This is a genomic window from Nocardia camponoti (assembly GCF_014646135.1).
In the GTDB taxonomy this organism is placed as follows: domain Bacteria; phylum Actinomycetota; class Actinomycetes; order Mycobacteriales; family Mycobacteriaceae; genus Nocardia; species Nocardia camponoti.
In genome coordinates this window covers 543,751-568,269 of sequence record NZ_BMMW01000003.1, presented here as the reverse complement: position 1 = coordinate 568,269, position 24,519 = coordinate 543,751, and the positions used below count along the sequence as shown (strand labels likewise).

Sequence of the window (24,519 nt, the reverse complement as noted above, 5' to 3'; positions counted from 1 at the left end):
AAGGGGGCTGAACGACTCTTGCACTCATTATGCGAGGTCGACGGCGTGCGTTTACTATTGGCACCTGTTCGTCGATCCCGGAGAGCTCCGCGACCGGGTTAATGCCGCGCTGAGCTAATGAGGGGATGACAAGCGCATGGCCATAGGTCGCATCTTGCGCGTACTTGCCGCCGCGAGTGTGTTGGCCGGATCCGCGCTACTTGGTCCGGCCGCCATCGCGCTCGCCGAACCCACGCCGACGCCCGTCGTTCCGCTGCCCAGCGGTAGTAGCGATGGGCAGAACTCCGTCCAGATCCACGACGACCGCGGTGGCAACGGAAACGTCAACGGCGGCAACGGAACTGGCAGCAGCGGCGGCAACAACGGCCGCAGCGGCGAAGGCAACCAGGGCCAAGGTCAGGGCAACGGCAATGGCGGCAACTCCCACGGCCCAGTAGGCGACCCCATCTCCGAAGATGGCGGGTGGGTTCCCCTCGGCATCCCGGGCCAGTCTCACCACGACGTCCCGAAAAAGGAAGTGGCAGGCCCCCTTTCGGGCTCGGCGGCAACCGGCTCGGCCGCAGGTTCAGCAGCGGGCTCCGCTGCCGCGGGCATCGTCCTCGGCTCGGGCTCGGCTGGCCTCGGCATTCTGCTCGGGTCCGGTTCAGCAGGCCTTGGCCTCACCCTCGCAACCGGCTCAGCTGGCCTCACCGCCATCCTCGGCACCGGCTCAGCAGGCGTTGCCGCCCTCGGCGCAACCGGCTCAGCGGCACTCGGTGCGACTGGCTCGGCCGCACTCGGCGTAGGTTCCGCAGTCCTCGGCACAGGTTCAGCCGCAGTCGGTTCGGCAGCATTGGGCACCGGTTCGGCACTCGGCGCTGGCTCGGCGGCGCTCGGTTCGGCCGGTCTCGGCACCGGTTCGGCCCTCACCGGCTCGGCCCTCACCGGCTCGGCCCTCACCGGTTCGGCCCTCACCGGCTCCGCCCTCACCGGCTCGGCACTCACCGGTTCGGCAGCAGCGGGTTCCGCAGCACCGCTGCTCCTACTGCTGATCCCGATCCCGTCGCCCCCGGCAGCTCCCGCACTGCCGTCGATCGCGATCCCGTCCGCGCCCGCCGCCCCGGCAGCGCCAAACGTGCTGGTCGCGGCACCCGACGTGCCCGCAGCACCGGAGCCACCCGCGCCGACAGCGCCTCCGGCCGCCCCGGCAGCCGCACCAGCCGCGCCCGCTGAGGCGGCTCCGAACCACGCGTTCAAACCAACAAGCGACAACAGCGGCCTCCCCGAACCGAAACTGCTCTCTGTCATCGGCGGCCTGATCGCGCTCACGCTGGCCGGAACCGGTTCTGGCGCAGTCAGTTTCCAAGGTGCCGCCGCCGCCCAGGCGCGCGTGAACGCGGCGCGTGCCGAGTTCTTCGGACCACGGTCGTAAGGCGGAACTGTCATGAGTAAAAGCACAACTCGCTCAACGTCGAAGTCCTATCGTCGCGTTGCCGCCGCCGTTGACGCGGTGTGCGCGGTGGCCGCCGACTCCGACGCGACCACCCTCGACGAAGTGGTCGACGCCATCTCCCGCGAGCGCGATCGCGAAATCGAAATCACCAGTGCGCATTTGGGCCCTGGCGTATGCGGCCAGCGCCGGTTTTACCCCGAGCGCGACATCATCGTGCTCGCCGACGCGCTGCCAAGTCGCGACCACACCCTCGCGCACGAGCTCGGCCACATCGTCTTCGACCACGAGGGCGCGCCTGCCGTCGAAACCACCCTTGAGGTGAGCGACGACCTCATCGCGTACATGCTCAGCCAGCGCGCGCACGCTCAGATCGTCGAAGACGGTTCCGACGACCTCGCTGAATGGGAAGCCGAAACCTTCGCGGCGATGTTGATGACCCGACTTCGCGTTTTCAACAACCGAGGCGCAGGCGTCTCGGTCCTTCGATTCGATGAGGCGCTGGGATGACGCTCTGGCTGACGGCTCTGCTCGTCTGGGTTGCCGCGGGTGCGCGCGTTGGTCGCGTGCTGGTTAAGCCCGCAACCACCGCGCGCGTGGCGATCGTGATCGCGGTTGCTGCGGTCGCGTTCGCGTCGACGGTCGCGATTCCCGACATCGCCGTCGCGGTCGACAACCTCCTTCCCGGCGGCGTGAACAGCGGTTGGCTGTCAACGGGCCTTGTCGCTTCGGCGTGGATTTTGTTCGTGACAGCAACTTCGGTGGTCGCGTCGGCGGCGTGGCCGGTGGTCTCGCGACAGAACTTGCGGCAAATCGCGTTGGGAATTTACGCGATTGGCGCGCTTGCGATTGCCGTCACGCTTGCGTGGTCGTTCACCTTCGGCTGGTTTGTTGTCGCGGCGGGCGCGGTGTTCATCGTGATCACCGGCCTGCGCAACCTCGACTGGACAACGCTCGGCCGCGGCATCGCGATTTACACGACTGGCACCACCGTCGTCGCCGTATTCGCGGTGGTCAACGCCGCGCGCGGGGTCACTAACGCTGAAGCGACGCCGCCGGGCGAGCCGCTATGGGGTTGGCCCGCTTGGGAAATCGCGAGCCTGCTGATCGCGCTCGGCGCGGTGTCGATCGTCATCGAATTGTGGTGGCGGGCAAAGGTTTTGCTTCGCCGGATCAAGCCGCTGCACCGACTCATGGTCGGGCGCTTCCCCGAAGTGATCGCGCCGGAACAGAATGCGACGTCGACGCAGCTCAAAGCATCAGACCAGGTTGCCCAGGTGATGGACGCGCTGTACCTGCTCGCGGGCAGCGGCATCGTGATCCCGGCAGCGGGCGAACCGCCAGCTGACGTGGCTGAGCGCGCCGCCGTTGTCGCCGAGTGGGCGCGAAACCCGTTGGGCGACTTGTTCGTTGACGCTCGCTGGATCGCGCCGCCGCCCGGGGTGAGCCCGCGCGGTTGGGCGCTCGCGCTGGCCGCCGAGTACGACGTGGTGGTGGCAACGGAAGAGAAAGCCCCCGCATACTAGAAACGCTTCGGGCTCGAAACGATGGGAAGGTTCCCATCGCTTCGAGCCCGAAGCGTTTGGCTACTCGATCTGTGGAGCCCGTATCCGTCGTGCAGGACCGCGAGGTCCTATTCGGTGCCATCCGGGGGAATTTCGGGCAAGCCTTCGCTGGCCCGCAACTTCTCCGCCATAGAGGTGAGCAGGTTCTGAGATTCTTCGGAAAGGTCGAAGGCCCGGCTCGACAAGCGACGAAGGCCGTAGCCCTGCAACTGCGCGAGAAGTTCCAAGTCGTGGTCGATCTTGGCCGCGTAGATGTCGTTGAAGAAGTAGTCAGGCTTGACCTTGAAGAACTTGGCCAGGGCGGCCACCGTCTCGTCGGACGGGTTGGTGCGTTGTCCCGACCGCAGCTGCGAGAGATACGGCTTGGATATCGGATGCCCGGAGGCAGTAAGTGCAGCCGCAACCTCTGCGTTGGTGTGCGGCTTGCGCCCCGGGGGATGCACGGTTTCGAACAGCTTGTTCAGCCGCGCCGCGAAATCAGCCATTGTGAGCCGCCCAATTCCCTTCACTGTACTAACAGTCGTTATCTCGGATACGTATCATTGATATTAGCGGCTGAGTAACTGAAAACCTACGCCTGATTCCGTATTTCTCAACGGATTCTGACGTGGCCTGGTGTTCCAGTACCCCCGATGCCGCGTTTGCGGGCCACCCCAAGGACTGTTCGGAACCCGATGGGGTGCCGAGTTCGTGCCCGTCCTGGGATTCTTCGATCTTGTGCTACGGGTAGCCACAAGTTAGCTGATGGTTCAACCTTCCCCCTACCCCCTTGTAGTGTGGCGTACGACACGTTTTTGGCCGCTGAAGATGAAGCTTCAAGCTGAAACTTCATCCAGCAGGCCTGTTTTCGACGCCAGTTTCCGCGTCGACCAGTCTACATGCGCTCGATGATCGTGCCCGTCGCGAGGGCTCCACCTGCGCACATGAGGATCATCGCGACTCCGCCGCCCGTTCGTTCGAGCTCATGTAATGCGGTTGTGATTAGCCGTGATCCGGTCGATCCAACCGGATGGCCGATTGCGATCGCGCCCCCGTTTACATTTACCCGCGACATGTCAGGCTGGTGTACAGAAGCCCAAGAAAGTGCCACTGAAGCGAACGCTTCGTTGATCTCGAAAAGATCAATATCCGAAATTTTCATTCCGGATCGTTCAAGAAGTCGATTGCACGCTTGCACCGGACCGTCGAGGTGGAACTCTGGCTCAGCGCCAACGAGAACCTGGGTGTGGATTCGTGCGCGCGGGCGCAAACCCGCTCGAGCTGCCGCTTTCTCTTCCATCAGCAGCACGCCTGCGGCACCATCGGAAATTTGCGACGAGGTGCCTGCGGTATGGATGCCATCGGCGACCACGGGTTTTAGCGCGGCGAGACCTTCCAGCGTGGTCGCGCGCAAGCCCTGATCGCGCGTGACTTCGGCCTTTTCGCCGGTCGGCACACCGTCGCGGTCGAGGACGGGCGCGGAAACCGGAATCACTTCGCGGTCGAATCGACCTTCGGCCCACGCCTGGGCGGCGAGCTGCTGGGAGCGAAGGCCGAACGCGTCGACGTCGTCGCGCGTGATGCCGCGCCTGCGCGCGATGCGCTCGGCGGCACCGAACTGATCGGGCATGTCGATCGACCAGCTCGCCGGACGACGCGGGCCTGCCTCGGCAGGAACGTTGGCGCCCAACGGAACTCGGCTCATCGCTTCGACACCGCAAGCCATGCCGATCTCGATCGCGCCAGTCGCGATCAGTCCGGCGATGAGGTGGTTGGCCTGCTGCGCCGAACCGCATTGCGCGTCGATGGTGGTCGCGCCGGTCTGCCATGGCAGGCCAGCGTGCAGCCACGCGGTGCGGGTGACGTTGTTGCCCTGCTCGCCAACTTGGCTCACGCAACCGCCGATCACTTGCTCGACAAGCAGAGGGTCGATGCCCGCCCGATCGAGCAGTCCGCGCTGCGCGGCGCCGAGCAGTTCGGTGGCATGCAGGCCCGAAAGTTGGCCTCGCCGTTTGCCAATCGGCGTGCGAACAGCTTCGACGATCACCGGGTTGCCCATGTATCTCTCCCTCTAACTGAAACAGGTTCCGTTCATGTCATCAGGGAAAACCGTGAGGTTCTTCCGTCAGTCTGTGGCCTGTGCTTGAATGATTGTAGAACGTGTTTCAGTTTGTCGAAGGAGACATCTGGTGGTAGATCCGAGCAACGAAGCCAGCAGCGGTACCCGGCCGAACTTGCCGGACGGGTTCGATGTGACCGACCCCGACATCTACGCGACGCGCGTCCCTGTCGAAGAGTTCGCCGAGCTGCGTCGAAGTGCGCCGATCTGGTGGAATCCGCAGCCGACGAACGTTGGCGGCTTTGCCGACGACGGGTTTTGGGTAGTCAGCAAACATGCTGACGTGAAAGAAGTTTCGCGACGCAGCGACGTGTTTTCGACCTTCGAAAACACCGCCATTCCGCGCTTCAACGACGATATTCAGCGCGAGCAAATCGAATTGCAGCGCTTCGTGTTGCTGAACAAGGACGCACCCGAGCACACCAAGTTGCGCAAACTCATCAGCAAGGGGTTTACCCCGCGCGCGGTGAATGGTTTGCGCGCGGAGCTTTCCGCGCGCGCCGAGCAGATTGTGCGTCGCGCTGCCGAGTCGGGCACCGGCGATTTTGTCACCCAGGTCGCCTGCGAATTGCCGTTGCAGGCGATCGCGGAATTGATTGGCGTGCCGCAGGAAGATCGCATGAAGGTCTTCGAATGGTCGAACAATATGACCGGCTACGACGACCCCGACAACGCTGATATCGACCCGGTTGCCGCGTCGATGGAACTGCTTGGCTACTCGTATCAAATGGCCGAAGCGCGCAAGGCGTGTCCGGCGGATGACCTGGTCACGACCCTTATCGAAGCCGACGTCGACGGCGAGGGTCTCACGGCTGAGGAATTCGGTTTCTTCGTGATTCTGCTCGCCGTCGCGGGCAATGAGACCACGCGAAATGCCATCAGCCACGGCATGATCGCGTTCATGGAGCACCCCGAGCAGTGGGAGTTGTTCAAGAAGGAACGGCCCGCGACGGCGGTTGACGAGATCATCCGCTGGGCAACCCCGGTCACGTCGTTCCAGCGCACGGCTCTTGAAGACACCGAACTCAACGGCGTCAAGATCGCGAAGGGCCAGCGTTTGGTGATGCTGTACCGGTCGGCGAACTTCGACGAAGACGTCTTCGAGAACCCAGAAGTTTTCGACATCACCCGAAAAGACAATCAGCACTTGGCCTTTGGCGGCACCGGCGCGCATTTCTGTGTAGGCGCGAACCTGGCCCGCTTGGAGGTCGACCTGATCTTCAACGCCATCGCCGACCACCTCCCCGACATCACGAGCCTCGGCGACCCGAAGCGCTTGCGCTCGGGTTGGCTCAACGGCATCAAGGAACTGCCGGTGGATTACAAGACCGCAGGTGGCTGCCCGGTTAAGCACTAGGCACGCATGTAGATGGTCCCGCACTTCTGGTCAGGTGCGGGACCATTTACTTGTGAGCTAAACCTTCACGACCGTGAGGACCGACTCAAGCCCGACGAAATCCTGCGCGTTGCTCGTATAGAGCGGGAGGTCCGCTGTCGAGGCAACTGCCGCGATCATGAGGTCCAGCTTGCGCGGTTTAGGGTCGCGGCCAGCTGCGACGACCAATTTGGCCATCGAGGTGAACCTGCGCGCAGCGGCCGGAGTGAACGGAAGCGCGTCAAAAGCTGACTCGACTTCGAGTAACTCCTCGGTTCGTGCTGCGAGGACCTGCGGGTCGCGGGCTAGCGCGACTCCGATACCGAGTTCGGCTACCGTCACTGTGCTAATCCGGGATTGCAGCGGCAGCGCATCTTCTGGGATGGCATTGAGATCGATCAACACGCAGGTGTCGAGCAGGCCGACGGGGTGACGAAACGGCTCAGTCATCGAGCCGATCCTCCCCGAACGCAGCATCAATCTCAGCCTGTCTTTGGGCCACAGTACCGGTCGAGCTCAACCGAGCGAATCGCTGTTTGAGTTCCGCTGTTGGAATATCTCGCCGGGCGGACACCGGGCGTAATTCGCCGACCGGGCGCCCGTTTCGGGTGATGATGAAATCCTCGCCCGCCTCAAGGGCGTCCATCACTCCAGCGCTGCCGTTGCGCAGCTCTGCCTGGGTAATCGATCGAGTCATGGCACCATGATAGCAAGTGATGCTATTCGATGCTATGACCCGCTGGCGACGGCAGGTTAGGGGGCGGGGTGGGTGGTTGCCATTGCTCGGTCTACCTCCCAAAAGGCGCGTAGAGCGGCGATTTTGCCGTCTTCGTCGACCTTGTATGTGAAGACACCTTCCGCGTCGACTACATAGCCCGCCAGGGTGGTGCGGATCAGGCCGGTGAAGGCGATTTCGTTGCCGCACGCAAACGAATCCGTGAACCGGAATTCGATCGAATCGGTCAGTGCGATCGCCTTATCCCAAAACGCGCCGATCGCCTCGTGACCTCGGTGGCCGACGCCCTCCGGGTCGAAACCCGAAGGGCCGACCGGGTCTTCGACTATTCCGTCTTCGGCGAAAAGGGCGACCCAGGCCGCCTTGTCTTTCGCGCGAACAGCAGCCTGCGATGCGAGGCCTGCGGCGTGGGCGGGATGAGTCATGAATCCTCCGCGACAATGGGGTTGGCGATGTAGCGCTCGGCGAATCGGTGTAGCGATTCGACTTTCGCGTCGAGTGGCCCGTCGAAGCCGATGCCATCGGCAAGCCAGGGGACGACGATCGTGTCGGTGACGCCCGCGTTGGCGAGGTCTTGGTAGCCGTCGCGGCCGAATCGGTCGATGCAGACGGCTTGAATTTCAAACGGCTCGGTTTCGCGACCGTACTCCGCGCGCAGCTCGCGCAGGCGAGCGATAGTGGCCTCAAGCTGGTCGAACTTCATCATCGCCGAGGTCCACCCGTCGCCGATGCGAGCCGCGCGCCGCAACGCGGGCTCGGTGTGACCACCGATGTAGAACGGGACACGCTGGCTCGGCGCCGGGCTGATCTGAAGCTCGTCAAAGTCGAAGAATTCCCCGTGGTGCTCGACCATTCCGCCGTCGAGCACCCGACGAATGATGTCGATCATCTCGTCAACACGCGCGCCGCGTTTCGCGTACGGAACGCCACACCATTCGAATTCCTCAGGCGCCCAGCCAATTCCGATGCCAAAGCCGAAACGATTGCCCGACATATTCGCGATCGAGCCGACCTGGCGAGCGAGTAGCAGCGGATTACGCGATCCCAGCTTGAGGACGTTTGTGTAAAACCGCAGAGTGGTTGTCACGGCCGCCATCGAAGCCGCGCCGATCAGTGGATCAACCCACGGCGTTTCCGGTCCCCAAAAGCGACTGCCGTCGGGCGTATACGGATAGTCCGCAGCCTGGGACTTCATGTAGAAAAGCGAGTCCGGCAACCCGATGGAAGTAAAGCCACATTCTTCGGCGGCCTTCGCCAATTCGGTGAGTTGCTCAAGCGGACTCAGCGCGATTCCTAGCGTGAACTGCATTAACGTCGCTCGCTTCCCACTACCCACATCGCGAAATATTGTGAACCGCCGCCGTAGGCGTGGCCGAGTGCCTTGCGCGCACCTTCGACTTGGTAATCCCCAGCGCGACCCATCACCTGCTTCGCCGCTTCAGCGAAGCGGATAAGCCCGGACGCACCAATGGGATTCGACGACAACACGCCACCAGACGGGTTCACCGGAATGCGCCCACCGATCTCGGTCTCGCCCTTGTCGGTGAGTTTCCAGCCGTCGCCCTGGGCGGCAAAACCCAAGTTCTCTAGCCACATTGGCTCAAACCAGGAGAACGGCACGTAAATCTCGGCGACGTCGATTTCTTCGAGCGGATCGGTGATGCCGGCAGCGCGCCACAGCGCGGCCGCCGCATCCTGGCCAGCCTGCGGATTTACCTGGTCACGACCCGAAAACGTGGTTGGTTCGGTGCGCATCGCGGTCGCGTGCACCCACGCCACCCGGTTGCCACGCGCCTCGACTTCGGCCGCGGAGTCCTCGTCGCCGATCACCACCGCGCACGCGCCATCCGACGACGGACACGTCTCGTCGAAGCGGATGGGGTCCCACAACATCTGCGACGCGAGCACCGAATCCAGGGTGATGTCGGGCTGATGCAGGTGCGCGAGAGGGTTGCGGGCCCCGTTCCGTCGATCTTTCACCGCGACCATCGCGCCAATGTGCATCGGCGCGTTCGACCGCCGGATGTAGGACCGCACGTGCGGCGCGAAGTAGCCGCCAGCTCCCGCGCCAACCGGCATCGTGAACGGAACGGGAATTGATAACGCCCACATGGCATTTGACTCGGACTGCTTCTCCCACGCGATCGCGAGCACTCGCTTGTGCACGCCAGCCTGGACGAGGTTCGTCGCGACGATGCCGGTCGAGCCGCCGACCGAGCCCGCGGTATGCACGCGCATCAGCGGTTTGCCCGCCGCGCCCAACGCCTCGGCCAAGTACAGCTCCGGCATCATGACGCCCTCGAACAGGTCGGGCGCTTTGCCGACGACGACCGCGTCGATATCGGCGATCGTCAGGCCAGCGTCGTCGAGCGCACGGTCGATGGCTTCGCGGCACATGCCCGCCATCGAAACGTCGTCGCGTTTAGTCACGTGATGGGTTTGGCCGGTGCCGAGCACGGCAGCTGACTGGCTCACTGGGGGCTGCCTTCCATGACGGCGACGAGGTTTTGTTGCAGCGCGGGACCGCTTGTCGCGTGGGCGAGAGTCTTGTTCGCGGTGCCGGAGATGATGGCGGTCGCCGCGTGACCGATCCGTTCGAGGCCAGCCGCGAACATGGGATTGGCCGCGAGCGCGCCGCCGGATGGGTTGACCGGAACGTCGGCGGGGAGCCCGATCGCCTCGGTGAGGATGAGCTGTTGGTGGGTGAACGGCGCGTGGAGTTCGGCCAGGTCGAAGCCGCTCAGGTCGCCTTTTGTCGCTTCCTGTGCCGCGGTTGTCGCCGATGGCGCGCGGGTGAGGTCGCGTGCGCCGAGCCCTTGGGCGTCGATGCGATGGGCGATGCCGGTGATCCACGCTGGGCGTTCGCACAGTTCGCGTGCTCGGTCGCCGACGGCGAGGACGATCGCGGCGGCACCGTCGGTGATGGGCGCGATGTCGTGCGCGCGCAGCGGATCGGCGACATACGGCGCGGCGAGCAAAGATTCGTCGCCAACGACTTCGGCCATCTGCTGCTCGGTCCACCGACCCGAGTCGAGTCCCGCGCGGGCTTGGAGTCCCGCGACAGCAAGTGCGTCCGGCCACAGTGGCGCGACCAAGTACGGGTCGAGCTGCATCGTCATGATCTTGTTGAGCTCACCCGCGCTCGACTTGCCAAAGCCGTAGACGAGCGCGGTTTCGGCCTGGCCCGAGCGCAGTTTCACCCAAGCCTCATACAGTGCCCACGCGGCGTCCATTTCGACGTGCGACTCGTTGATCGGGGGAACAGCTCCGATCGCGTCGATAGCCGAGATGAACGAAAAGGCCCGTCCAGCAAGGTAATCGGACGACCCGCTGCACCAGAAGTCGATGTCGGACTTGGTGATGCCAAGTTGGTCGTAGATGGATTGAAAACACGGCACCAGCATTTCGACGCCGTTCGTCGTGCCGTGCGTCTGTGGCACGTGGGGTGCGTGAGCGAAGCCCACCACCGCGATCTCGTTGGTCAACGTCGCCTCTCTAGAGGTGGTTGCGGTAGGAGTCGTAGTCGGCGTCGGGCTCGCCGGTGGGAGTGAAATGGTCGATATTGGCGAGCGTGTGGCCCCATTCGTCGCGTGGTTTCCACACCGCGCGCACCCGCATGCCCATGCGCACCTCGCTCGCGTCGCACCCGAGAATCAGGTGCAGGAACGGGATGTCGGCACCGTCTAGCAGCACATATGCCGCGACGTAAGGCGGCTTGATGCGCTGACCGAGGAACGGCACGTTGACGATGCAGAAGGTGGTGACGGTGCCGTTGTCTGGAAGTTCGACGAGGTCGTCGGTTGGGGTGCCGTCGGTGGGGTTCGCGCCGCGCGGGGGGAAGTAGACGCGGTCGCCGGGACGGGAGCGCCCGCCGATGAGCTTGCCTTCGGCGAGGCCGCGCAGGTAGACGCTTTCTTGGGGGGACGCGGTGTGTTCGTACGCGAGGTCTACCGGGGTGGTGAGCATCTTGACTGGGTCTGCGAAAGTCGTTGTTGCGCTTGCGTTCTGAACCCGCGCGGTGTCCGCTGGTTCAAAGCACGCGATGTCGCGAATGCTGCCAGTTCGGTTCTCCACCCAGCGAATTCGCACGCGCAGCCCGCTGCTGATCTCGGCCGGGCTCGCGACGTCAACCGCGTGCAACAGTGCGGTATCCGCCCCGTCCAACTCGACCAGTGCCCACGCGAACGGCCGGTCAAGCGGGTGCTCGGGTTTCGGATCGGCGACCCACGTCCACGACCGCACCACGCCCGACGAGCCAACTTCGACCAGCTCGCTCAGCGGCGCGCACGTCACCGGGTCGTACTCTTGGGCTGGCACGAGCACGCGACCGTCGCTCCCTCGCACCCCGAGCACGCGACCTTCGCGTAGTCCGGTCAAAAAAGCGCCGATGATCTTGCCGACGGATCTCGTGTAGTCAAAACGCACGCGAAGTGGTGCGCTCAAAACGTCGACCGTTGTATTTCCCTGGGGCACGATATCGAGTAGAACAGGTTCTTATTCTGCTCGCAAGGATTCGCCGGAACGAAGGCTCTCAGATGAAATTCGGACTGCAACTCGGATACTGGGGCGCGCAGCCGCCCGTCAACGTCGGCGAACTGCTCACCGTCGCCGAAGAGGTCGGCTTCGACGCGGTGTTCGCCGCTGAATCATGGGGCTCGGACGCGTTCACGCCGCTCGCGTGGTGGGGCTCGCGGACCGAGCGCGTGCGATTGGGCACCTCGGTCGCGCAGTTGTCGGCCCGCACGCCAACCGCCGCCGCGATGGCCGCGCTCACCCTCGACCACCTCAGCGGCGGCAGAGCGATTCTTGGCCTTGGAGTTTCGGGCCCGCAGGTCGTCGAAGGGTGGTACGGCCAGCCATTCGCGCAACCACTTAAACGCACGCGCGAATACGTCGATATCGTGCGAAAAGTGCTCGCCCGCGAAGCGCCGGTCACCAACGAAGGCCCGCACTACCCGCTGCCCTATGTGAGCGAATCCGGGCTCGGTAAACCACTCAAGTCGATTGTGCATCCCCTGCGCGCTGACCTGCCGATTTGGCTCGGCGCAGAAGGCCCGCGCAATGTCGCGCAGACGGCTGAAATCGCTGACGGTTGGCTCGCGATTTACTACGCGCCCCGTCTCGCCGACACCTATAACGCCTGGTTGGACGAGGGTTTCGCCCGGCCAACAGCACGACGCACCCGCGAGACGTTTGAAATCGCCGCCAGCGCCCAGGTCGTGATTACCGACAATCCCGCTGCCGAAATCGAGCGAATGCGCTGGATAAGCGCGCTCTACATCGGCGGAATGGGTGCGCCGGAACTGAACTTTCACGCGCAGGTCTACCGCCGAATGGGTTACGGCGCTGAGGTTGACGAGATCAGTCGCCTGTTCCAGGCGGGCCGCAAAGCCGAAGCGGCCGCGGTCGTTCCTGACGAGCTCATCACCGACACCGCGATCTTCGGCGACGAGGCCCATGTCCGTAAGCGTTTGCGTGAATGGGAGGACGCCGGCGTGACGATGATGCTGATCTCGGTTTCCGATGTCGACCAACTTCGTCGGATAGCACCCCTTGTCGAACGGTAGAACACGTTCTAAATTCGAGAGGTGAGCAGCGAGCGGACAGCAGAAGTACTCGGCCTGTGGAATATCGCGGCGGCCGACCCGGGAAAAATCGCGATTATCGACCCGAATGGCACCGAAATCACGTATCGAGAATTGGCGACGCTCGCCAATCGCTACGCGAACGGACTACGCGGGATCGGATTGCGTTCCGGCGACGTGGTGGTGAGCATGCTGCACAACGGTGTCGAGGCGATGGCCGCGTACTTCGCCGCCTACCAGGCCGGGCTCTACATCGTCGCGGTGAATTGGCACCTCACCGCGCCCGAGATCGCCTACATCCTGCAAGACAGTGAGGCGTCGGCGTTTTTGGCGAGCGACCGCTTCGCTGACGTGGCGGCAGAAGCCGCTGACCTGGCCGAACTGCCGCAAGATGCCCGCTTCGCTGCGGGCACGATCCCCGGCTTCCGGCCCATTTCATGGCTCGGCGCCGCCGATACCGGCCGTCCAGAACAGCGTTCCGTCGGCGCGCCAATGCTCTACACCTCCGGCACGACAGGCCGCCCGAAGGGCGTGCGCCGCCCGCTGACCGGGGCAGATCCCGACACCGTTCCCGCGCCGAACGTCGCGTTCTTCAAGCTGTTCGAGCTCGATCCTTACGACGATCACGTACACATTTGCGGGTCGCCGCTCTATCACACGGCTGTGCTCAACTTCGCTTCCATCTCAATTCAGTTGGGGCACAAGCTTGTTCTGATGGACCGGTGGGATGCCGAGGAGATGCTGGCGCTGATCGAGAAGCATCGCGTGACACATTCGCACATGGTCCCAACGCAATTCCATCGCCTGCTCGCCCTGCCTGACGACGTGCGCGCGCGGTACGACGTTTCGTCGCTGCGATCAATGGTGCATGGCGCCGCACCGTGTCCCGCGCAAACCAAGCGGCGGATGCTCGAATGGTGGGGGCCCGTCGTCACCGAGTATTACGCGGCGACCGAGGGTGGCGGCACGACGATCAACGGCACCGAATGGCTTGCGAAGCCGGGGTCGGTTGGCAAGGCGTGGCCGTGGTCGATCGTGAAAGTGCTTGACCCGGAAGATGGTTCGGAGCTGTCTGCGGGAAAGGAAGGGCTCGTCTATCTGAAGATGGGCGCGTCGAGCTTCGAATATCACAAGGCAGAAGAGAAGACGGCCGAGGCGCGGCACGGCGAACTGTTCACCGTTGGCGACATCGGTTACCTCGACGAAGACGGCTACCTGTTCCTCTGCGACCGCCGCTCGGATCTGATTCTGTCCGGTGGCGTGAACATCTACCCTGCCGAAATCGAAGGTGTTTTGATGAGCCACGATTTGGTGGCCGACGTCGCGGTGCTCGGCGTGCCCGATCCCGACTGGGGTCAGCAGGTCAAAGCATTCGTCCAGCCGGTCGACGGCATCGCGGGCGACGACGAACTCGCCGCCGCCCTCACCGACTTCGCCGCCGAGCAACTGGCGAAGTACAAGCTGCCCCGCACGATCGAATTCCGCACCGAACTGCCGCGCGACCCGAACGGAAAGTTGTTTAAGCGCAAGCTAGTTGGATGATCCCTCGGTCCAGGTAGGCGGGAGGCCGAACAGCGGGAAAAGCTTGTCGGTGTCGAGGAAGAAGTTGAGGCCAGCGATCGTTGGCCCGTCCAATTCCAAGATCGTGATCGACCACGGCACCCACACGCCCGGTTCTTCGCTTGGCTTGTAGTGCCCGAATGCGGGCGCGCCGTTGGCGCCAGCGAGCGGGACCAGGCGCGAATCGCGGCATGCGCTGCCCGTGCCGAGCATGAACGCGGCAACGTTTTCGGGGCCCGAAATCCACAGCTCGAACGGCGGCATCGACAGTGCCACATCGGCTTTCAGCAACGCGGTGAGCGCGTTCATGTCGTATGCCTCGAAGGCCGTCACGAAATCGTCGACGAGTTTGCGCTGAGCTTCGTCGGCTTCATCGAAACTGTCGGCCACTTCTGGCGTGACTTTCGACATCGTGGCGCGCGCACGCTGCAACGCGCTATTGACCGACGCTGGCGACATCGTGAGCGCCTCGGCCGTTTCGGTAGCCGAGAACCGCAGCACTTCGCGCATGATCAAAATGGCGCGCTGGGTGGCAGGCAAATGCTGACACGCGGCTACGAACGCCAGCCGCAACGTGTCTTTAGTTGACGCGTGCTCGGCCGGATCGGCACCAAACGCGAGCGCGTTCGGAATGGGCTCGATCCACACGTAATCAGGCTGGGGAGGCGGCAGCGGCGAATCCGCGCGACCGGGCCCGTTGAGGTCCATCGGCCGTGCGCGTGACTGCGGCCGGTCGAGCATGTCGAGGCAGATATTCGTGGCGATCTTGTAGAGCCATGAACGCAGACTCGCGCGACCCTCGAACGAATCGTAGGAACGCCACGCCCGCGTGAACGTTTCCTGTACCGCGTCTTCGGCCTCGAACGAGGAACCAAGCATGCGGTAGGCATACGCGCATAATTCGCGCCGGTGGGTCTCGAATTCGGCGAGAACCTCGGGCGATGGGCCAGGCTTTGCGGGCACGGCATTGCTCATATTCGCCACGATGCCACAGGGGTCTGACAGGTTTCTAGACTCGCGGCGATGAATTCTCGCGGCCCGGTCCGTCTACCCAAATAAGACCGCTAACCGAGAGGAAAAACCATGAGCTCCAAGATGATCTTCATCAACTTCCCCGTCGCCGACCTGAACGTTTCCAAGGGCTTCTACGAGGCGCTCGGGTGGAAGGTGAACGAACAGTTCACCGACGAGAACGCGGCCTGCATCGTCGTCGACGACAACATCTGCCTGATGCTGCTCACCAAGCCGTTCTTCGCGACCTTCACCCAGCGCCCGATCGCCGATACTCGCGCGACGACGGCGGCCGCTTACGCGCTTTCACTGTCGTCACCGGAAGAGGTTGACACGCTCACCGAAGCGGCCATCGCCGCAGGTGCGACCGAGGAAGTGAACGTTGAGAAGCGTGAGCAGGAGGCCGAGGTTGGCATGCACGGGCGCACCTTCCTCGACCCCGACGGCAACCAGTGGGAGCCGTTCTACATGAAGCTGCCCAACTAATTATTTGCCGGTGAAAGTCGGCTTGCGCTTTTCGGCGAAGGCCTTTGGGCCCTCTTTCGCGTCAGCCGACTTGAAGACCGCGGCACCGATTTCGGCGTCAATCTTGAACGCGTCGTTCTCGTGCAAGCCCTCGGTGTCGCGGATGGTTTTTAGGATCGCCTGCACGGCAAGTGGGCCGTTCGCGGCGATCTGTTCGGCCAGTTCGATTGCCTTGTCAAAGGCGGTTCCGTCGGGGACGACGTGACCGATCAGGCCGATGCGCAGCGCCTCGTCGGCGCGGATGTGGCGGCCGGTGAGCAGGAGGTCGGCGGCGACGGTCGCGGGGATCTGGCGCGGGAGCCGCACCGCGGAGCCGCCGAGTGGGAACAGGCCCCAACGTGGTTCGGACACACCGAATTTCGCGCTTTCGCCCGCGACGCGAATGTCGGTTGCTTGCAGGATTTCGGTGCCGCCCGCGATGGCCGGGCCCTCGACCGCCGCGATCAGCGGTTTGGTGAGCCTGCGGCCCTTGAGCAGCGCGTCGATGCGCGACAGGTCCCAACCGCCACCCTTGAACGAGTCACCGGGGTGCTGGCTGGTCATCGCCTTGAGGTCGGCACCCGCGCAGAACGAGCCGCCAGCGCCGGTGAGGATCGCGACGCGGATGTCGTCGTCGCTGTCGACCTGGTCCCACGCGTCACGCATGATCGCCATCATCTCGCCCGACAACGCATTACGCGCTTCTGGCCGATTGAGGGTGACGATGAGGATATGGTCGCGTTTCTCGACCAGCGCATGTGCCATTGGGGAATCTCCTGAGAAGGTTGAGTCTTGTCAGAAACAGTAACACGTTCTATTTTTGTCACTGTGAGCTACAACATAGCGGATCTCGTCGAACACGCCGTCGATCTCATGCCGGACCGGATCGTGCTGGTGGGCGAGCATCGTGAATCGACCTACGCGCAACTGGAGGAGCGGGCCAACAAGCTGGCCCACTACCTGCAAGAACAGGGCGTCAAGCCCGGCGACAAAGTGGGCATCTACTCGCGCAACACCGTCGAAGCCGTTGAGGCGATGGTCGCGATCTTCAAAGCGCGCGCGGTGATGATCAACGTGAATTACCGCTACGTCGAGAACGAGTTACTGCACATCTTCGAGAACTCGGACATGGTCGCGTTGCTGCATGAGCGGCGCTACAGCGACAAGGTCGCGGCGGTGCTGCCGAAGGTGCCCGGACTCAAGACCGTCGTGGTGATCGAGGACGGAACTTCCGTTGAGTCCGACGCGGTCGAATACGAAGCGGCGCTTGCCGATTCGTCAGGTGAGCGCGACTTCGGCGAGCGGTCACCCGACGACATCTACATGCTCTACACCGGCGGAACCACCGGGTTGCCGAAGGGCGTGATGTGGCGGCATGAGGACGTGTGGCGCGTGCTCGGCGCGGGCATCAACTTCGTGACCGGCGAATACGTGAAGGACGAGTGGGAGCTGGCCAAGCTTGGCGCGGCCAACCCGGCGATGGTGCGGTTCCCGATTCCGCCGATGATCCACGGTGGGTCGCAGTGGGCAACGTTCCACAGCCTGTTTGGCGGCGGCAAGGCCGTGATGATCCCCGAGTTCAGCGGGCACGCGGTGTGGCAGGCGGTCGATAAGCACAAGATCAACCTGATCTTCATCACCGGCGACGCGATGGCCCAGCCAATGCTTGACGCGCTTGAACAGGGCAACCCGGAAACTGGCGAGCCATACGATCTTTCGTCGCTGTACGTGCTTGCGAGCAGCGCGGCGTTGTTCTCGCCGCCGTTGAAGGACAAGTTCCTCGACCTGCTGCCGAACCGGATGATTTCGGATTCGATCGGTTCGTCGGAGACCGGCTTCGGCGGGTTGTCGCTGGTCGCCAAGGGCGCAACGCACACGGGTGGTCCCCGCGTGAAGATCGACGCGGCCACTCAGGTGCTCGATGAGTCAGGCAACCCCGTCGAGCCGGGTTCGGGCGTGATCGGCGTACTTGCCCGCAGCGGTCACATCCCGCTCGGGTACTACAAGGACGAGGCAAAGTCGGCCGCGACGTTCAAGGAGTACAACGGAATTCGCTACGCGATCCCCGGCGACTTCGCACGCGTTGAGGAAGACGGCACGGTCACGATGCTCGGCCGCGGTTCGGTCAGCATCAACAGCGGTGGGGAAAAGATCTTCCCCGAAGAGGTCGAGGGTGCGTTGAAGGCGCACCCAGATGTGTTCGACGCGTTGGTAGTTGGCGTTGAGGACGCGCGTTGGGGCCAACGGGTGTGCGCGGTTGTGCAGTGTCGCGATGGGATTCGCCCGACGCTGGCAGACCTGAAACCTGTTCTGTCGCAGGAGATCGCTTCGTACAAGCAGCCACGCAGCCTGTGGTTCGTCGACGAGATCAAGCGGTCGCCGGCAGGGAAGCCGGATTACCGGTGGGCGCAGGAGCAGGCGGCGTCGCGGCCTGCGGATGAGCATGCGGAGGCAGGCTCTTAAAAAGAGCTGGTACGCCATGGTACCGCGCGGTACCATGGCGTACATGGCTGGTCTCAATGTTCGCTTCACCGAGGAAGAACTCGATGCTCTGCGCCAACGCGCCGAGGCTGAAGGTCGCAGCATGCAGCAGTTCGCCCATGATGCGGTTGTGTCGGCGATCAATGAACGTTCACGTCTGTTCAATGAGGCAGCCGATCACGTATTGCGGGTCAGTGCTGAGCTGAACCGGCGGCTTGCGTGATCTATTACCTCACGCTGCCCGAATTACTACGCCTGGCCGAGCGGCTTGGTACACCCGATGTGCGGGATTACGGGTTGCTGGATTCGGCCGTCGCTCGCCCTCAGTCGAGCGTCTTTGGCCAAGACGCATACCCAGACATCTGGCAAAAGGCCGCAGCATTGATGGAGTCGCTCGCGCGCAATCACGGTCTCGTTGACGGCAACAAGCGGATCGCATGGTTCGCGACGTGGACTTTTCTCCACCTGAACGGTGCGCCACTCGACGCGGAGTTCGACGTCGACCGCGCTGAGCGGTTCGTGCTCGACGTGTGCCAGGGCAACCTCGACGTTCCCACTATCGCTAAGGAACTGCCCTTCTTTGCACGGTAGAGACTGTTTGGACGGAATGAACGGGTGGCGGCGGTGTCGGGTCCGCCGCCGCCCGCTCAAGTCGGGTTAGTCCTTCGCCAATTCCGCGCCAAGGGCCAGCAGGTGGCAGGTCGCCCCGCCCAAAGCGAACTCGTGGTGTTTCGCCGCCGTGAAGTAGTTGTGGGCGATGTGGTCTCGGTCGATGCCGATTCCACCGTGCAGGTGGATCGCGGTGTGGGCCACTCGGTGGCCTGCCTCGGCCGCCCAAAACTTCGCGATGTGCACCGACTCGGTTGCCGGTAAGCCCTCTGACAAACGCCATGCCGCCTGGGTTACCGCTAGGCGCAAGCCCTGGACGTCGATGTAGGCGTCCGAAAGGCGCTGGGCCACGCTCTGGAACGCGCCGATTGCCTTGCCGAACTGTTCGCGGGTGCGGGTGTGCTCGGCCGTCAGGTCCATCGCGCGCTCCAAAACGCCCAGCTGGGTTGCGGCCAAGCCCAACCATGCGCGCTCGGCCAACCAACTCGCCACCGCATCGGACGCGTCGCCAAGCAGTTGCGCCGGGGTCGCGTCGAAGTCGACTAAGAACTCGGGCGTGAAGTCGACAACCTGCTGCGCCTCGCTGCGCACCGACTCAACACTTGGGTCGACAACGAAAACACGCGGCCCATCAGAAGTCTTGGCTACCACCAGAACTCGCGCCGCGCGGTCCAGATATGGAACGGAGTTGGTCCGACCCGTGATCGCCCAACCGCCGTCGCAATCAGCGACCGCGATCACTTCCTGCTCAGGCGCCAACGCGACCGTCACGATCGCATCGCCAGTCCCGGCCTGCTCGGCAAGCTCGCGCTGCTCGGCGGTCCCGAACTCGGCGAGCGCCCCAGCGCCAAGCACCGACGACCACAGGTAGGGAACCGCGGCGACGACCCGACCAAGCTCACGCAAGATCGCGGCCTGCTCAAGCACGCCAAAGCCATTGCCGCTCAACGACTCCGGCAACGCGGCAGCGAGGACGCCGGTCTCGGCCAGCGCCTTCCAAAGCTGATCATCGAAGCGCCCATCGCGATCCAACTCGCGCAACCGATCGGCGGTCACCAGCTTCGCGCATACCTCACCGACCAACTGGGCGAGATCGGACTGCGCTTCGGTAGGAGTGAAATCCATTGTGAAATCCAGACTTTCGTGAAGCTAGCGGGCGGCGGCGGGCTGACGCAACGCGGTCATCGCGATGATGTCGCGCTGGACCTCGTTCGTGCCGCCACCGAAGGTGAGGATCAGGGCGGCGCGGTGCATGCGTTCGAGGCGGCCGAGTAGCGCGGCACCGGGGGAGTCCTGACGCAAATACGCAACGGGCCCAAGCACTTCCATCAGCAACCGGTACGCCTCGGTCGCCAGTTCGGTGCCGTACACCTTGCACGTCGACGCGTCCCACGGGCGCGGCGCGGCGCCGGCGTCGGCGCTGCTCGCGATCTCCCAGTTCAGCAGCTTCAAGTACTCGACCTTGGCGTGAACGCGCGCGAGATTCAGGCGCACCCACTCCTGGTCGATCATGCGACCACCTTCGGGCGCGTCAGTCTCGCGTGCCCACGCGACGGTCTGGTCGACGGCAACCCCGAGCGGTCCGGCCGACGTGAGTGCGACCCGCTCGTGGTTGAGCTGGTTGGTGATCAGCGACCAGCCGCCGTTCTCCGGCCCGACCAACGACGAAACCGGAACGCGCACGTCCTGGTAATAAGTGGCGCTGGTGTCCGGGCCGGCCATCGTGTGCACGGGCGTCCAGGAAAACCCTTCGGCCGTCGTCGGCACGATCAGCATGCTGATGCCCTTGTGCTTGCGCGCGGTCGGATCGGTGCGCACCGCGAGCCACAGGTAGTCAGCGTAGGCGATCAAACTCGTCCACATCTTCTGCCCATTGATCACGTACTCGTCGCCGTCGCGGACCGCGGAAGTGCGCAGCGACGCGAGGTCAGTGCCCGCGCTTGGCTCGGAATAGCCGATCGAAAAGTGCAGTTCACCTGCGGCGATGCGCGGCAGGAAGAAGTTCTTCTGCTCGTCGGTGCCGTAGTGCATGATGGTCGGCGCGACGGAGTTGATGGTCAAGAACGGCACCGGAGCGCCGGCGATCGCCGCTTCGTCGGTGAAGATCAGCTGGTCCATCGTCGACCGGTTTTGGCCGCCGTATTCCTTCGGCCAGCTCAGCGTGAGCCAGCCGTCGCGCCCCATTTCGCGCACGACCTCGCGGTACACGTCGCCCGATCCGTATTCCCCGGTCTGCGAGCGCAGTGCGGCGCGGCGTTCGGGAGTGATCAAACCGGCGAAGTACTCGCGCAGCTCAGCGCGCAATTGTTCCTGTTGCGGCGTATACGCGACGCGCATGGGCCCACCTTGGTGTTGACGTCAACGGACGATCCGATCATTGCATATCAACTGAAACATGTTTCAGTATTGCCGGGCAATACCCCTCGCCGACCAACCGGCGCGGGTTACGCTTCGCGCCAGCGCGAGAAAGGAAACACCCATGAAGATCATCGTGGATTTCGACCGATGCGAAGCCAACGGCGTGTGCGTCGGAATAGCCCCTGACATGTTCGAACTCGACGACAACGACCAACTTACGGTCACCGTTGCCGAGGTTGACGCCGACCGTGTGCCTGATGCGGAAGAGGCGGTCGCCCAATGCCCGAAGGCCGCGCTGCGACTCGCGTAATTGCCCCTTGCCGAAGACTGAAACACGTTCTAAAGTCGGCCCGGTGAGTGTGATCCAGACTACTTTGGCAGGCCGCGTTGCGATTGTCACCGGTGCGGGCGCGGGCTTGGGCCGGGCGGAGGCAGTCGCGCTTGCGGCGGCGGGTGCGGCGGTGGTGGTCAACGACCTCACCGAGGAAGCTGCGGCCGAAACCCTCAGTGCCATCAGAGAACTCGGTGGCAAAGCGGAATTCGTCGGAGGTAGCGTCGCTGAACGCGCCACTGCCGACGCGCTCGTGAGCACGGCGGAAACCGCCCTCGGTGGTCTCGACATCGTCGTCAACAACGCGGGCATCACCCGAGATCGCATGTTGTTCAACATGTCTGACGACGACTTCGACGCCGTGCTCGCGGTGCATCTGCGCGGTCACTTCCTGCTTTCGCGCAATGCGGCCGCTTACTGGCGCGCGAAGTCGAAGGCCGAAGGTGGCCCGGTTTACGGCAGGCTGATCAACACCTCGTCGGAGGCTGGTCTGCTCGGCCCCGAGGGTCAAGCCAACTACGGTGCGGCGAAAGCGGGCATCACCGCGCTGACTTTGTCTGCGGCACGGGCACTTTCGCGCTACGGCGTGCGCGCCAACGCGATTTGCCCACGCGCACGCACGGCAATGACCGAGTCGGTCTTTGAAGCGGCACCGGAGTCGGCAGTCGACCCGCTCGCACCCGAACATGTTGCGCGCCTTGTTAGTTACCTCGCTTCGCCCGCCGCCGACGCGGTGAGCGGGCAAGTGTTCGTCGTCTACGGCCCAATGGTCGCGCTGATGGCGGCACCGGAGGTCGAAGCCCGTTTCGACGCGCCCGGCGCGGAATGGGCCGACGACGACCTCGCCGCCGCGATCGGCGCGCACTTCGCTGACCGTCCTGCCGACTGGACGTTCAGCGCGAGGTCGCTACGCGATCTTGGTTAGCCGGTAGGTTAGCCCGCGAGTTAGCCAGAAGTTGGCGGCCATTCTCCGGTGAGTCACACCCCGAAACGTTCCTATTGATCACTTGACCGAGTGTTGGTAGACATGAGCGTCGGGGTGTGTGACGCCTCACACGAGGTAGGAGGCTGTCGGCAAGTGTTCGTTTCAATTATGCGGACAAATTTCCCGAAAAAGTCCTGGTCTGGGTCTTCTTAAACGCCAGACATTCGTGTGAACGTGTTCTAGTCTTTGGTCAGTCTTCAGATCGGGGTCGCGGTGCGGAAGCGAGATGCGGGTGGCAACACCCGCGCAGCGAGCGAGGAGGAAACAGATGAATGACCTCCTTGCTGTGCCGTTGCGGGCGGTCGGCGGGTTCTTCGAACTCAGTGCCGAAGTCGCGAAAGCTTCCTTCCGGCGGCCCTTCCAATTTCGCGAGTTCGTCGACCAGTCATGGTTCGTCGCGCGCGTGTCGATCGTGCCAACGTTGTTGGTCGCGATTCCGTTCACCGTCCTGGTGAGCTTCACGCTCAACATCCTGCTTCGCGAGATTGGTGCCGCCGACCTCAGCGGGGCGGGCGCGGCCTTCGGCGCGGTCACTCAGGTTGGCCCGATCGTCACGGTGTTGATCGTCGCTGGCGCGGGTGCGACGGCCATCTGCGCCGACCTCGGTGCCCGCACCATTCGCGAGGAAATCGACGCGATGAAGGTGCTCGGCATCGACCCGATCGGTCGACTTGTCGTCCCGCGCGTGCTCGCGTCGATGTTCGTCGCGCTGATGCTCAACAGCCTGGTCTGCACGATCGGCATTGTCGGCGGCTTCCTGTTCTCCGTTTTTCTGCAAGGCGTGAACCCGGGCGCGTTCGTGAACGGTATTCCGCTGCTCACGCACCTGCCCGAGCTGCTGATTTCCGAGGTCAAAGCCGGCCTCTTCGGGCTGATTGCCGGGATGGTCGCGTGTTATCTCGGCTTGCAAGTCAAGGGTGGCCCCAAGAGCGTCGGGGACGCGGTGAACCAAACGGTTGTCTTCGCGTTCATGGCGCTCTTTGTTGTGAACGTGGTTGTCACCGCGGTCGGTCTCGAATTCACGGTGCGGTGACCCGATGGCGATCGTGATCCGCAGCAAGTTCCCGCGAGGCCTCCGCCGCATCAAGCGAGTATCGAATTCGATTGACTCCCTTGGCAATCAGGCGATCTTCTTTGTGAAGGCCATCGCATCCGTGCCGCGCGCGCTGCTCTACTACCGCACCGAAACCATCCGGCTCGTCGCCGAGATCAGCATGGGCACCGGCGCGCTCGCCGTGATCGGCGGCACCGTGGTGATCGTCGGGTTCTTGACGCTGATGGCGGGCGGAACCATTGCGGTGCAAGGGTATTCGTCGCTCGGCAACATCGGCGTTGAAGCACTCACCGGCTTTTTCGCCGCGTTCATCAACGTGCGCATCGCGGCACCGGTGATTTCGGGGATCGGCTTGGCCGCGACGATCGGCGCGGGCGCGACCGCCCAGCTCGGCGCGATGCGGGTTGCCGAGGAAATCGACGCGCTTGAATCGATGGCCATCCGGCCAGTGCCGTTCCTTGTCGGGACGCGGGTGCTCGCTGGCATGATCGCGATCATCCCGCTGTACGCGCTGGCGGTAATCGCTTCGTTCGTCGCGAGCCGCTTCGCCACCGTCGTCATTTATGGCCAGTCCGCTGGCGTTTACGACCACTACTTCTCGACGTTCTTGATCCCGAGCGACATCCTCTGGTCGTTCGCCCAGGCCATCACGATGGCGCTCGCGGTGATGCTCATCCACACCTATTACGGCTTCCACGCCGCCGGTGGCCCGGTCGGGGTCGGCGTCGCGGTTGGCAACGCGGTGCGCGCTTCGCTCGTCGCTGTTGTCACTGTGACGTTGCTGATCTCCCTTGCCATCTACGGCACTTCCGGCAACTTCCACCTCTCGGGGTAGCGC

General features: G+C 63.7%; 27 protein-coding genes. 14 read left to right on the top strand and 13 right to left on the bottom strand.

The window, feature by feature from the left end; translation table 11 throughout:
• Positions 1-136 precede the first annotated feature (136 nt).
• Genes IEX78_RS17510 through IEX78_RS17500 form a run of 3 tightly spaced genes read left to right on the top strand, consistent with a single transcriptional unit; the run spans position 137 to position 2,955 of the window.
• The gene (locus IEX78_RS17510; RefSeq protein WP_188830049.1) at positions 137-1,411 is read left to right on the top strand and encodes a TrbL/VirB6 family protein; all 1,275 of its coding nucleotides are present in this window, start codon (positions 137-139) and stop codon (positions 1,409-1,411) included.
• A 12-nt stretch (positions 1,412-1,423) separates the two neighbouring features.
• The gene (locus IEX78_RS17505) at positions 1,424-1,939 is read left to right on the top strand and encodes a M78 family metallopeptidase domain-containing protein (protein WP_188830048.1); all 516 of its coding nucleotides are present in this window, start codon (positions 1,424-1,426) and stop codon (positions 1,937-1,939) included.
• On the top strand, positions 1,936-2,955 hold the full coding sequence (locus IEX78_RS17500) for a hypothetical protein (RefSeq protein ID WP_188830047.1): 1,020 nt from the start codon (positions 1,936-1,938) through the stop codon (positions 2,953-2,955). The genes IEX78_RS17505 and IEX78_RS17500 overlap by 4 nt, the downstream gene beginning before the upstream one ends.
• Positions 2,956-3,062: 107 nt before the next feature.
• On the opposite strand, the gene IEX78_RS17495 is transcribed toward IEX78_RS17500, so the two are convergent.
• Positions 3,063-3,479, bottom strand: coding sequence for a helix-turn-helix domain-containing protein (locus IEX78_RS17495; protein ID WP_019044759.1), 417 nt, complete (start codon positions 3,477-3,479; stop codon positions 3,063-3,065).
• 389 nt (positions 3,480-3,868) lie between these two features.
• On the bottom strand, positions 3,869-5,032 hold the full coding sequence (locus IEX78_RS17490; protein WP_188830046.1) for a steroid 3-ketoacyl-CoA thiolase: 1,164 nt from the start codon (positions 5,030-5,032) through the stop codon (positions 3,869-3,871).
• Between the two features lie 130 nt (positions 5,033-5,162).
• Here IEX78_RS17490 and IEX78_RS17485 point away from each other — a divergent pair, with 130 nt between their 5' ends.
• A complete protein-coding gene (locus tag IEX78_RS17485; protein WP_188830045.1) occupies positions 5,163-6,449 on the top strand; it encodes a cytochrome P450 in 1,287 nt (428 codons plus the stop codon).
• Positions 6,450-6,506: 57 nt separating this feature from the next.
• Here the strand turns inward: IEX78_RS17485 and IEX78_RS17480 are convergent, their stop codons facing one another.
• The 7 genes from IEX78_RS17480 to IEX78_RS17450 are packed head-to-tail and all read right to left on the bottom strand — an operon-like array spanning position 6,507 to position 11,676.
• On the bottom strand, positions 6,507-6,917 hold the full coding sequence (locus IEX78_RS17480) for a PIN domain-containing protein (protein WP_188830044.1): 411 nt from the start codon (positions 6,915-6,917) through the stop codon (positions 6,507-6,509).
• Positions 6,910-7,164: a type II toxin-antitoxin system Phd/YefM family antitoxin gene (locus IEX78_RS17475; protein WP_188830043.1), complete on the bottom strand. Its 255-nt coding sequence runs from the start codon at positions 7,162-7,164 to the stop codon at positions 6,910-6,912. The genes IEX78_RS17480 and IEX78_RS17475 overlap by 8 nt, the downstream gene beginning before the upstream one ends.
• 56 nt (positions 7,165-7,220) lie before the next feature.
• Positions 7,221-7,628 carry a nuclear transport factor 2 family protein gene (locus IEX78_RS17470; RefSeq protein ID WP_188830042.1) on the bottom strand — a complete coding sequence of 136 codons (408 nt, stop codon included), beginning with the start codon at positions 7,626-7,628 and terminating at the stop codon, positions 7,221-7,223.
• Positions 7,625-8,512 carry a TIGR03619 family F420-dependent LLM class oxidoreductase gene (locus IEX78_RS17465; RefSeq protein ID WP_188830041.1) on the bottom strand — a complete coding sequence of 296 codons (888 nt, stop codon included), beginning with the start codon at positions 8,510-8,512 and terminating at the stop codon, positions 7,625-7,627. Before IEX78_RS17465 ends, IEX78_RS17470 begins: the two co-directional genes overlap by 4 nt.
• Positions 8,512-9,678: a thiolase family protein gene (locus tag IEX78_RS17460; RefSeq protein ID WP_188830040.1), complete on the bottom strand. Its 1,167-nt coding sequence runs from the start codon at positions 9,676-9,678 to the stop codon at positions 8,512-8,514. Before IEX78_RS17460 ends, IEX78_RS17465 begins: the two co-directional genes overlap by 1 nt.
• A complete protein-coding gene (locus tag IEX78_RS17455; protein ID WP_188830039.1) occupies positions 9,675-10,688 on the bottom strand; it encodes a thiolase family protein in 1,014 nt (337 codons plus the stop codon). Before IEX78_RS17455 ends, IEX78_RS17460 begins: the two co-directional genes overlap by 4 nt.
• A 10-nt stretch (positions 10,689-10,698) precedes the next feature.
• Entirely contained in the window at positions 10,699-11,676 is a 978-nt protein-coding gene (locus IEX78_RS17450; RefSeq protein ID WP_229684063.1) for a Zn-ribbon domain-containing OB-fold protein, read from the bottom strand.
• A gap of 62 nt (positions 11,677-11,738) precedes the next feature.
• Here IEX78_RS17450 and IEX78_RS17445 point away from each other — a divergent pair, with 62 nt between their 5' ends.
• Complete coding sequence (locus IEX78_RS17445; RefSeq protein WP_188830038.1) at positions 11,739-12,770, top strand: LLM class F420-dependent oxidoreductase; 1,032 nt, start codon at positions 11,739-11,741, stop codon at positions 12,768-12,770.
• Between the two features lie 21 nt (positions 12,771-12,791).
• Positions 12,792-14,330 (top strand): acyl-CoA synthetase, encoded by a 1,539-nt coding sequence (locus IEX78_RS17440; protein ID WP_188830037.1) that lies wholly within the window; start codon positions 12,792-12,794, stop codon positions 14,328-14,330.
• Here IEX78_RS17440 and IEX78_RS17435 read toward each other — a convergent pair.
• Positions 14,319-15,323: a sigma-70 family RNA polymerase sigma factor gene (locus IEX78_RS17435; protein ID WP_188830036.1), complete on the bottom strand. Its 1,005-nt coding sequence runs from the start codon at positions 15,321-15,323 to the stop codon at positions 14,319-14,321. The genes IEX78_RS17440 and IEX78_RS17435 overlap by 12 nt on opposite strands.
• Before the next feature lie 108 nt (positions 15,324-15,431).
• Between IEX78_RS17435 and IEX78_RS17430 the strand changes: the two genes are divergently transcribed.
• Positions 15,432-15,845: a VOC family protein gene (locus IEX78_RS17430; protein ID WP_188830035.1), complete on the top strand. Its 414-nt coding sequence runs from the start codon at positions 15,432-15,434 to the stop codon at positions 15,843-15,845.
• Here IEX78_RS17430 and IEX78_RS17425 read toward each other — a convergent pair whose 3' ends face one another.
• Complete coding sequence (locus tag IEX78_RS17425) at positions 15,846-16,628, bottom strand: crotonase/enoyl-CoA hydratase family protein (RefSeq protein WP_188830034.1); 783 nt, start codon at positions 16,626-16,628, stop codon at positions 15,846-15,848. It lies immediately after the preceding gene.
• Positions 16,629-16,691: 63 nt separating this feature from the next.
• On the opposite strand from IEX78_RS17425, the gene IEX78_RS17420 reads away from it, so the two are divergent.
• Genes IEX78_RS17420 through IEX78_RS17410 form a run of 3 tightly spaced genes read left to right on the top strand, consistent with a single transcriptional unit; the run spans position 16,692 to position 18,935 of the window.
• Positions 16,692-18,326: an acyl-CoA synthetase gene (locus IEX78_RS17420; protein ID WP_188830033.1), complete on the top strand. Its 1,635-nt coding sequence runs from the start codon at positions 16,692-16,694 to the stop codon at positions 18,324-18,326.
• Positions 18,327-18,369: 43 nt separating this feature from the next.
• A complete protein-coding gene (locus tag IEX78_RS17415) occupies positions 18,370-18,567 on the top strand; it encodes an Arc family DNA-binding protein (protein WP_188830032.1) in 198 nt (65 codons plus the stop codon).
• On the top strand, positions 18,564-18,935 hold the full coding sequence (locus IEX78_RS17410; protein WP_373291606.1) for a type II toxin-antitoxin system death-on-curing family toxin: 372 nt from the start codon (positions 18,564-18,566) through the stop codon (positions 18,933-18,935). Before IEX78_RS17415 ends, IEX78_RS17410 begins: the two co-directional genes overlap by 4 nt.
• 66 nt (positions 18,936-19,001) lie before the next feature.
• Here the strand turns inward: IEX78_RS17410 and IEX78_RS17405 are convergent, their stop codons facing one another.
• Both IEX78_RS17405 and IEX78_RS17400 read right to left on the bottom strand, forming a co-directional pair.
• Entirely contained in the window at positions 19,002-20,078 is a 1,077-nt protein-coding gene (locus tag IEX78_RS17405; RefSeq protein WP_188830031.1) for an acyl-CoA dehydrogenase family protein, read from the bottom strand.
• 24 nt (positions 20,079-20,102) lie between these two features.
• Positions 20,103-21,290 carry an acyl-CoA dehydrogenase family protein gene (locus IEX78_RS17400; RefSeq protein WP_188830030.1) on the bottom strand — a complete coding sequence of 396 codons (1,188 nt, stop codon included), beginning with the start codon at positions 21,288-21,290 and terminating at the stop codon, positions 20,103-20,105.
• A 142-nt stretch (positions 21,291-21,432) separates the two neighbouring features.
• Between IEX78_RS17400 and IEX78_RS17395 the strand changes: the two genes are divergently transcribed.
• From IEX78_RS17395 to IEX78_RS17380, 4 genes are all read left to right on the top strand, one after another.
• Positions 21,433-21,621: a ferredoxin gene (locus tag IEX78_RS17395; RefSeq protein ID WP_188830029.1), complete on the top strand. Its 189-nt coding sequence runs from the start codon at positions 21,433-21,435 to the stop codon at positions 21,619-21,621.
• A 43-nt stretch (positions 21,622-21,664) separates the two neighbouring features.
• Complete coding sequence (locus IEX78_RS17390; RefSeq protein ID WP_229684062.1) at positions 21,665-22,567, top strand: 3-oxoacyl-ACP reductase; 903 nt, start codon at positions 21,665-21,667, stop codon at positions 22,565-22,567.
• 328 nt (positions 22,568-22,895) lie between these two features.
• Positions 22,896-23,660 carry an MlaE family ABC transporter permease gene (locus IEX78_RS17385; RefSeq protein ID WP_188830027.1) on the top strand — a complete coding sequence of 255 codons (765 nt, stop codon included), beginning with the start codon at positions 22,896-22,898 and terminating at the stop codon, positions 23,658-23,660.
• A 4-nt stretch (positions 23,661-23,664) separates the two neighbouring features.
• The gene (locus IEX78_RS17380) at positions 23,665-24,516 is read left to right on the top strand and encodes an MlaE family ABC transporter permease (protein ID WP_188830026.1); all 852 of its coding nucleotides are present in this window, start codon (positions 23,665-23,667) and stop codon (positions 24,514-24,516) included.
• Positions 24,517-24,519 lie beyond the last annotated feature (3 nt).

Coding starts and splice junctions, on each gene's coding strand:
- IEX78_RS17505 (WP_188830048.1), top strand. CDS start 1,424: ATGAGTAAAAGCACAACTCGCTCAACGTCGAAGTCCTATCGTCGCGTT.
- IEX78_RS17385 (WP_188830027.1), top strand. CDS start 22,896: ATGAATGACCTCCTTGCTGTGCCGTTGCGGGCGGTCGGCGGGTTCTTC.
- IEX78_RS17395 (WP_188830029.1), top strand. CDS start 21,433: ATGAAGATCATCGTGGATTTCGACCGATGCGAAGCCAACGGCGTGTGC.
- IEX78_RS17475 (WP_188830043.1), bottom strand. CDS start 7,164: ATGACTCGATCGATTACCCAGGCAGAGCTGCGCAACGGCAGCGCTGGA.
- IEX78_RS17495 (WP_019044759.1), bottom strand. CDS start 3,479: ATGGCTGATTTCGCGGCGCGGCTGAACAAGCTGTTCGAAACCGTGCAT.
- IEX78_RS17480 (WP_188830044.1), bottom strand. CDS start 6,917: ATGACTGAGCCGTTTCGTCACCCCGTCGGCCTGCTCGACACCTGCGTG.
- IEX78_RS17430 (WP_188830035.1), top strand. CDS start 15,432: ATGAGCTCCAAGATGATCTTCATCAACTTCCCCGTCGCCGACCTGAAC.
- IEX78_RS17490 (WP_188830046.1), bottom strand. CDS start 5,032: ATGGGCAACCCGGTGATCGTCGAAGCTGTTCGCACGCCGATTGGCAAA.
- IEX78_RS17500 (WP_188830047.1), top strand. CDS start 1,936: ATGACGCTCTGGCTGACGGCTCTGCTCGTCTGGGTTGCCGCGGGTGCG.
- IEX78_RS17510 (WP_188830049.1), top strand. CDS start 137: ATGGCCATAGGTCGCATCTTGCGCGTACTTGCCGCCGCGAGTGTGTTG.
- IEX78_RS17465 (WP_188830041.1), bottom strand. CDS start 8,512: ATGCAGTTCACGCTAGGAATCGCGCTGAGTCCGCTTGAGCAACTCACC.
- IEX78_RS17425 (WP_188830034.1), bottom strand. CDS start 16,628: ATGGCACATGCGCTGGTCGAGAAACGCGACCATATCCTCATCGTCACC.
- IEX78_RS17405 (WP_188830031.1), bottom strand. CDS start 20,078: ATGGATTTCACTCCTACCGAAGCGCAGTCCGATCTCGCCCAGTTGGTC.
- IEX78_RS17415 (WP_188830032.1), top strand. CDS start 18,370: ATGGCTGGTCTCAATGTTCGCTTCACCGAGGAAGAACTCGATGCTCTG.
- IEX78_RS17445 (WP_188830038.1), top strand. CDS start 11,739: ATGAAATTCGGACTGCAACTCGGATACTGGGGCGCGCAGCCGCCCGTC.
- IEX78_RS17470 (WP_188830042.1), bottom strand. CDS start 7,628: ATGACTCATCCCGCCCACGCCGCAGGCCTCGCATCGCAGGCTGCTGTT.
- IEX78_RS17435 (WP_188830036.1), bottom strand. CDS start 15,323: ATGAGCAATGCCGTGCCCGCAAAGCCTGGCCCATCGCCCGAGGTTCTC.
- IEX78_RS17400 (WP_188830030.1), bottom strand. CDS start 21,290: ATGCGCGTCGCGTATACGCCGCAACAGGAACAATTGCGCGCTGAGCTG.
- IEX78_RS17380 (WP_188830026.1), top strand. CDS start 23,665: ATGGCGATCGTGATCCGCAGCAAGTTCCCGCGAGGCCTCCGCCGCATC.